The 8748-nt window shown below is 55.7% G+C and carries 2 protein-coding genes; both read right to left on the reverse strand.

All coding sequences use genetic code 11. The features are described 5' to 3' along the window. A partial coding sequence (locus tag VFE46_12330) for an autotransporter-associated beta strand repeat-containing protein (protein HZZ28781.1) occupies window positions 1–6636 on the reverse strand: 6636 nt, incomplete at its 3' end. Between the two features lie 597 nt (window positions 6637–7233). Continuing rightward, window positions 7234–8661, reverse strand: a complete 1428-nt coding sequence (locus VFE46_12335; protein HZZ28782.1) for a hypothetical protein — start codon at window positions 8659–8661, stop codon at window positions 7234–7236. Window positions 8662–8748 lie beyond the last annotated feature (87 nt).

An 8748-nucleotide genomic window follows, 5' to 3' on the forward strand; every position in this document is an offset into this window, starting at 1 on the left:
TTGGTCACGCAGGCCGGCGGAGACAGTCAAATCGACAGTCGAGTTTCCGGTGACATCGGCCACATTAAAGCTGGTGTTGGTACCCAAGTGATTGGCCGCGGTGTTGCCGGAGGAAATGGTCGATGGGGCAGCGCCGCCGACCGTCACCGAGCCCAAAAACTGGTAGCCGCCATAGTTGCCCGTGCTAGTGGAGGTTTGGCTGAGCGTCGCCCCATTCAGCGTGATATTGCCGATCTGATTGTACTGCGTGGCATTTACCGTGCCGTTGTTGACAATCGCGGGCAAGTTCGATGCCAAGTTGCCGTTGCCGCCAAACACGTTGTTAATATCCAGTTCCAACGTGGAGCTGCTGTTCACGGTGATTGTTCGACCGCCGGGGGACCCAGTTTTACCCAAGGGACCATTGGAACCATCACTTTGACTGATTGTGCTGGCAGCAATTAACTCGCCTTGTTGCACCGTGACGTTGCCGGTAAAGGTGCTCAGGCCTGTGAGTGATTCCACGCCGGTGCCTGTCTTCACGATAGCCAGCTTTCCACCGCTAGTGCCGTCGATCAAAGTACCAGCATACGCATTGGGCGTAGCGACCGTTCCACTGGAATCGCCGAAGGTCAAGGTAACCGTGCCAGAGCCACCCGTCACATCAGGCCCATCGTCACTAATGACGCTGCTGCCCGCCAAAGTGCCTGTGCTGGACAAATTGGCAATGGAAATACTGTTGTTATCCAGCCGCAGCACGGCGCCCTGCATTTGCAGGCCACCGGTGCTGATGGAGTTGGTGTTCTTCAGGATCACCGTGGCCACTTGAGCAGCCAGGTTGTTGTAGTTGCCCAAAATGGTGGCGATTGAACCGGCCCCTGCCGGACCATAATTGTCGGCATTGGCTGTGGTGTTATTCAAGGTGAACGTGCCGGACATCAGCGTCAACGCATGAGCGCCAGTGATTTGGCCATTCATGGTTGTTGCAAATGCGCCTGAGGTGCCGCCGGAAATTGTAGCGTCGCCAGATAGGGTGATGTTTCCTGTCGAGGTGAGGCCATTCACAAACCGAATGGCGCCATAAGACGGAACATCCACGGTCGATCCAATGCCGGTGATGTTGAAATTGTTTGTATAGGTGCCGCCGGCACTGAAGAAAACTTCCGAGCCGCTGGCAACGGTCACGCTGCCGCTGCCCAAGCCATTCGCGGTGGTCGGCTGCAAGCGAATAGTCGAACCGGTCGTTCCCACCGAAATATTGCCCGAGTAACTGGAGTTGTTGCCGGATAACTGGTAGGTGTCGACCAAATCGGTTCCGCTGTTGATCACGGTCAATGGGCCACTACCGGTGAGTGCGCCCGAGTCATTGTAAGTGGTTTTGGTGGTGCCATTGCTGTCGTTTACATCGATGGTGACCGAAGCGATGGCGCCAATGCTGATGGGGTTTTGGAGGGCATTGGCTAGTGCATTCGCACCATACTTTAACAAACTGTTGGCCCCGGTCACGCTAATTGTGGAACCGGTGCCAAAGTTATTGGCGGATACCGTATTGGAGAATACTTCTGTAGCACCGGCCAGCGTGATACCCGTGGAACTGGAAATTGATCCGCCGGACGCAATTGTGAGAGTTGCATTCGGATTGACGGTAATTGTGCCAGACAAGCCACCAGAGCCTGTCACGGTAAGGCCGGCCGCGTTTGCGCTATCGCCCACCACGATGTTGCCGGCGCCGTTAATGCCAGAGAAAGTCGCAGAAGTGATGCCTGTAACCCGCAGCGTTCCACCGGAACCAATGTTCGAAGCGCCGGAAGCCGTCAGGGTTGCCGGAGTGGCGATGCTATTGCCAATTGTATTGCTGGCGCCGGTGCCGCTCACATTAACACTCGTAACGCTGACCGCCTGTCCGTTCAAATCCAACAGGCCACTATTGCTGCCGCCGTCGCCCAGCGTAACGGGCGTGGTTGCTCCCAGCGCCGATGAGGACCCTACTTTGACCGTGCCATTTTGAATCTTCACGGCCGAGCCGTTAATGCTGCCGGCACCGGTAATTTGTAAGGTTGCTCCGCCACTCACGGTGGTATTGCCAACATAAGTGCCCGTGCTTTGGAAATTGAGCGAGCCGCCGGAGATGGTTAACCCCGTACTGCCGGTAATTGTGCCGCCGCTAAGGGTGTAGTTGCCGTTGGTAACGGTGACCGAACCGGGCGCCACCGTTGCATTGAGCGAAACGGAGAAAGTGCTGGTCGTATTGTGCGCGGTGTCGAAGGTTACACTATCGCCATCAAAGTACGCATCCTGGCTGGTGGTGTTGGTGTTCAACCAGCTCTGTGTCCCTTGAATATCCCAAGAATTGCCGTTCGAACCAGTCCAGAATAGGTTGCCGGCCGCCACGCCAGTTGCCACCAACAGAATTTCATTAGGGTTGGAAGACGTATCCAAATGGAATGTGTTGCGGCCAATAGCGGTGTTATTCAATGACGGCGGTCCGCCACCGTAGCCAATGGTGCTACTGGTATTCAGCAAATTCACCAGTACATAGTTGGTGGTGCCGAGGGCAAAGGTCGAGGTGGGAGCAATGGTGATGGTCGAGCCAGCGTTGTAACTTGCCGTACCGCTGGCACCGATAAGAATTTTGTCATTCGTCGCGCCGGCAATGTCAAACCGCATGTCGCCGCCACCGACGCTGAGGTTGCTGCCGATATTCAACGTACCGACGTTGCCGTCGGCTGTGGCCGAACCAGGACGAATGCTGCTGCCACCTTGGGTCATCAGGCTGTCGATCGTGCCCGTGCCCGCCAACGTTCCGCTACTGGACAAATTAATCGTGCCATGCACAGCGCCGTTTGCTACCAAGGTTTGCGCAACGCTAGAACCAATGCTCATGCCGCCGCCGCCGAAGTCAGTGACATCGAAAATGCCTGTGGAGGCCACGCTAATGGTCGGTGTACTGTTGATCGAGCTCGACGCCTTAATCGTTAAAGTGCCGCCGCTGACGGTGGTGGCTCCGGTATAAGGATTAGCGGTGTTCATCAAAATCTGGTTGCCATTTCCAATTTTCGTCAAGCCAATCGAATTGCCACCGTCTTGAACGACGCCAGTGTACGTTCCGTTGGCATCGTTGTCGCCTACGGTTAAAACGCTCGCTGACCCGGTCGAACTGTTCGTAACAAAGTCTTGCGAATCGGTTCCGGCTGTCGAATTCAAACCGTTAATAGTGACGTTGAAGCCGTTCAAATCGAGCGTGGCATTTCCGCCGTTTCCGCCGTTAATGGTGATATCGCCGGCACCTGCACCGTGCGGAATTACGCCGCTAGTCGCGCCGCTGCTGGCCCCGGCCTTCACCGTGCCAAAGCTAATCGTGGTGCTGCCGCCCCAGTTGTTGCTGAGGTTCGACAACGTTATGGTGTTCACGGTCGTGCCGCCGCCGTTGCCCAACTCCAGGTTATGATTGCCCGTAATCTGGCCAGAGATGGTAACGGTCGAGGCAGTAGAGTTGCGGGCAGTAATCCGAGCATCGCCGGTCAGCGTAATCAGGCCTGTCAAAATATTATTGGCATTGCCGATCCGCAGGGCACCAGCCAAACTGCCGTCGGTCTCGGTAACGCCGTTGCCGGCGATGGAGAAGTTATTAACTACTGTGCCATTGCCATTAATATAGACCTGACCGCCATTGGAAATAGTTACGTTACCGCCGCCCAAAGCGCCCACATTCGTAATACGAATGCGGCCCAAATTGATCGTGGTGCCGCCGTTATAATTATTGGCCGCGGCCAATTGCCAACTACCGTTGCCATTTTTCACGATGCTAGTGGCTCCGCCGGCGCCGTCAGAAATGGTGCTGGAAATGCTTTGCGTGGCCAACGAAGTATCTGTGCCGGTCAACGTCAATATTCGTGCGCCGCTGCCACTCATGGTGATCGGGCCACTAATGGTGATTCCTTGTCCTCCGCTTGTCGGATCCGCTTCCAACGTGGCACCGTTGGGAGTGATGGTGATTCCGCGGTTGGTCGTTTGGGTCGAACCACCCTTCCACACCAGCGTTCCGCCATCAATCACAATATTGGTGCCGGCAGCGCCCACGCTGCTGTTCGAGCCGGCGTTGGCCAAGGTCGAAATAATCAGCGTGCTGCCACCGGAAATGGTTGTGTTGCCCGTGTAGCTGTTATTCGATAAAGCCGAAATATCGACCGTTCCACCACCATTCACGGTCAATCCAGTAGTCCCGGCAATTTGCCCGCCCCCGCTAATGGTATATGTACTTATACTTGGCCCGTTGCTGAACGTCACCGAGCCCGGGTTAACCGTCGAATTAAGTTGAACGTTGTAGGCATTTGGGTTGGTGGGGAAATTGTTGCTGTCGTTGAATAGCACGTTGTCGCCGTCAAAATACTGATTCGGATTGGTCGATGCACTGCTGGTCCAGTTCAGTTGGCTGGTGTCCCACGTAGTGCCGTCACCCCCTCCCACGCTGTTGTTCCATGTTAAGTTAGCCGCGCTGCCGCTGATGGTCACCTGCAAAATGTTACTTGTTCCAGAGAACGAAACCGGCTGAAACGTGGTTCGTCCCACACTTGACGAAGAGAAATTCAATCCGCCCGGTGCAAAGGCATTGGCCGAGGTTAAAACGGTGTAGGTTCCCGGAGCGGGGCTGCCGCCCAGCAAGAACGAAAAGCCGGCGCTATTGAATGTTACTGGGCCGCCTGTAATGTTGATGGAGTTGTTGGAGGACGTGCCGAAATTGAACAGCAAATTGCCGCCATTCATGGTCAGGCCATTCGCCAAGGTCAACGTGCCCGTCGCTCCTCCCGCGCCGGCGGCGCCGGTGCCGCCGGTCAAGGTTCCGCTTCCGAGCGTCACTGCCCGGTTAACGGTGCCTGTTCCACCAAGTAACCCGCCGCTAACTGATACCGCGGCAGCACCGTTGGCCGCCAATGTTCCGTTCACCAACAACGCCCCATTGTTGACCGTAGTGTTTCCACTGTAGGTGTCAGTGCCGGCCAAAATCAAAGTGCCGGTGCCTCCCATCGACAAACCACCAGCTGTGCTGGTGGCGCCAGTGCCGCCCGTGGAAAAAATACCACCGCCTCCCAAGTTTTGGATGGTTCCCGTGCTGCCAGCGCTGGGCATGCTAAAAGTCGATATCAATGCCGTGGAAGTGCCGATGGCAAAGTTCGTCGTTCCATTGCCCATGCTCAGGGTTCCGGCATTCAGCTTGATTGTTGAGCTTTGTGTAACGCCGGTTTGTGATCCGTTGACCAAAATGTTGGTGCTGATATTGGCTGTGCCGCCATTGATATCAAATTCCGCAGTGTCTGTACGAGCCGTGGTAGAGGTGCTGGTAACGTTCGTCAGAAAAAAATTACTCGTCACGTTCAAAACTCCCGTACTGGCGGAGCTGGCGCCGAGGACGAAAGTACCCTTGGCGCCACCCGAATCGGCTCCGCTGGTGTCCACCGCCAACGCCAGCGTCACGGCACTGAATGTGCCGGTGTCAAATGTGATGTTGCCCGTTGCCGTGTTGGCGGTAGCGCCGTTTAATTGACCATCATTGACGGTGCCTGCCTGAACTGTGGCATTGTGGCCGGCCAGCAGCAGTTGGCTCGCCGTTGAAGTACCTGTTGCACTGGATTGCCGGCCGAGCGTGATATTGGCGGTACTCGCGCCACCGGTCAGGCCGGTAATGGTTAACGCGCCACCCATGCCTTGAAAATTCATGATTCCAACCGCCTTACCCGCGCCGAGATTGATGGTCGTCGCATGAATTACATTGGTACCCCCTCCAAGCGAAAGGGTGCTAGTGCCGCCGTTATTGCCGTTATTGCTGTCACCCACGGACACGGTGGCGGCGGTAATCGCATTAGCGGCACTTCCAGCGTTTGCGAGCCTTAACGTGCCGTTGGATTTCGCGCCGAAGCCTACAAGCACCGAGCCGGTGCTATTGTTATAGGTAAACGCCGAGAGACCAGAGGCATCCAGGGTGGACGTTTGGGTACCGTTGTTGTTGTTGCCACTGGTGACAGCGACCACTAGGTTTCCACCGGTTTGATTGTAACTGCCTCCGCCTGTTATCGTCAGCGATGCCGTTGTGTTGCTGGCAGACGTGGCCGCTATTCCGATGTTTGAATTCGTTGTACCAGTGATAGTCAGCGTGTTCCCGCTGCCGATGCTCAGTGTATCGGCATTCGCTGAGTTACTGCTCACCGTCAACGCGCCGAACGTATCTGTCGCACCTAAAGTGACTGAATTACTGCCGGAGCCATCCGAGCCGAAAACGAGGCTGCTGGCGGCGGTACCATTAATCGCAAAATTGATTGCTTCGGCAGTCCCGTTGGCTGTGTTGTCAGTAATCGCCCCGGTTAATGCCAGGGTGGGAGTCCCGGTTAATGTGTAAGCGCCCGCGCTGGTGGCAAACGAAATGCCACCCAGAGACGTGACGGTTGCCGTGTCGTTATTCGACGTGCCGCCAGCGCCGGTGTAAACCAGGGTATCGCCATTGGAAGGAACCGCCGGTAGATTCCAATTCCCCGGGGTATTCCAGCCTGTGCCGGAAGTTCCAAGCCAAGTATCGCTGGCTGCCCATACGTGGCCTGTTGCCGCCAAAAGGCTGCCCAGCAGCACGGCCTGAAACAACACAGCGAGCGTATTCCTGCGCTTCATATCTAACTCCCCTCACAAGTTGTCGATCGACTGTTAAACGGAATAAGCGGGTCGACGGGAAACGGACTTAGCTGAATCGATTGGAAATCCGTTGTGGGCGGCAGTGTGCCAGCCATTGGGTGCGTGGGGCGTTGCCTCTTTGACCCCGACGCCAGTTCCGTAGGATCCCCGTTACTCGATGATACTCACAATTCTTCAAACAAAACAATTGGCTGCTTGGCGCTGAAGAGGAGATTGTCGGCAGCCAGCCACGACAAGATAGGCAATGGCGAGGGTGTTACAAAACACCCCAAGTCACCAGTTATGCCTCCCCCGCAGGTAACCTCTAATGACCCTCGAAAAGGATCACAATACTTGCCCGCTAGTAATCGTTGAGTTTAGTGCAGATTTACGAAAAATAAACGCTTTTGTCGGCGTGTCGTCCAAAAAGATGACACGTGTCCCCCAACGATTGGGTGGCTTCAGCGTTTGAAATGCGGGCTTGGATGCCGAAATTCGCGAGAAATCTGCGATTTTCCAGGGCGACAAATCCTCCAAAATACAGCACCCCTGAATGCTCAGGCCTGCATTGGACCTGGCTGCGCAGCAGACCCTTATTCACGCAAAGATTTCGATGCTTTTCAGCGGCGGCAATGGAAATTCCGTGTTGCACAGAAGGCAGGTGTCGCGATTCCGCGAAGTTACCGCGCCGCAGTGGGCGCATTTTTCCGTGGCGGGGCGAGCGCGGTGCAAGACGTAGCCAATGAGGCCGGGCAACCCCATGAGGGCAATAAAAACTGCCCAGGGCAGCGAGCCCGATTCGCTTACGCGCTGGTGGCGACCGTAAACATATATCGATAGGGCAATTCCCAACACGCACAAGGTAACCAGCGCCGGCCAGCAAGCATTCCACCAAACGGTCAGCGCTGCGGCATAAGCAGGTTGCGAGCCGTCAAACACATTGGACAAAGGCAGGCCAATCAGCAGGGCAGGGGCGTAAATCAGCGGCGCGGGAAGAAGAAATGCGCTGCCCCAGGCAATTAAACGCGGATCGGCAGGCGGATTGGAAGCTAGGATTACCGTTTCATGCCGCGCAATTTGTCCTTGATCGTTCACCCAATACACTTGCGGCGGATGAACCCAGCCCGCCATATCGGTCACCATCACCACTTGCGGTTTCCACCAGGCGAACAAATCGAAGCCTTGGTCTCGCAATTCGGCGGGCACGAGAATTGTCTGCAAGGTTTTACCCTCGTAATCCATCACGATGATTTGGTTTGTCGTGCGAATGGCCACCTCACGTCGATAGCCGGAGTTCAACGCGTCGGAAATGGGTTGGTTGGCCATTTCGACCGATACGGGTTCCTCCGGCAGCGGCACCGGTTGCACGGTCCGCAGTTTGAAATTCACTTGAAACAGTTTTCCCCCGGAGATGAGATAGGCCGTCCAGATTTCGTTTTCGGGAGTGGCATAAATATAGGGCTGCGCGCCAGGACGGAAATTCCCGGCAATATTACCGCCCACCTTTTGTGTGGAAAGAACAAATTGTTCTTCCCGTGGCGGAAGCGTGCTGCGGAAACCGGCCAGCCCGAGATAACCTACTTGCTGTTTCGATTCGCTATTGAAGCCGACGAAGTAAGCATGCCCGTTAGGCTGCCCTTCGCGCATTAAATACCAGAAGTTGGGAGGCATTTGAGCGTCTTCAATACTCAATATACGGTCCGGCCAATCGAGCGGGTTTTGAAAGTGTGCGGCATCGGCGGCCGGCAACGAGGTGCCAGGCAGTGCATGAACGGTCAGCGGATCGGTAACTGGCTGACCGGCTAAATCGCGGTACGAGAAGCCCACATTCACTTGATAGGCCCGGATGATGGCTTCGCCTTGCCCATTGATTTCCAAGTATTCCCATTTCGGCGAAGACCGCCATTGATCGACAATCGAGACCACGATGCCGCTGGCAAACAACCACACGCCCAGCGCGCCCGAGCCAATCATGCCAGCCAACAGCAGCGGCTTCACCAACGATTTGCTTGCGTGATGGTGCATGGCGCTTACCTCATTAGGAAAAATCGCGTGTGTTGCTAACGTGCAGAATTGCCAGGACGAACGAGCTTTCGACGGCCAAGGCCAACA

This window comes from Pirellulales bacterium, assembly GCA_035656635.1.
In the GTDB taxonomy this organism is placed as follows: domain Bacteria; phylum Planctomycetota; class Planctomycetia; order Pirellulales; family JADZDJ01; genus DATJYL01.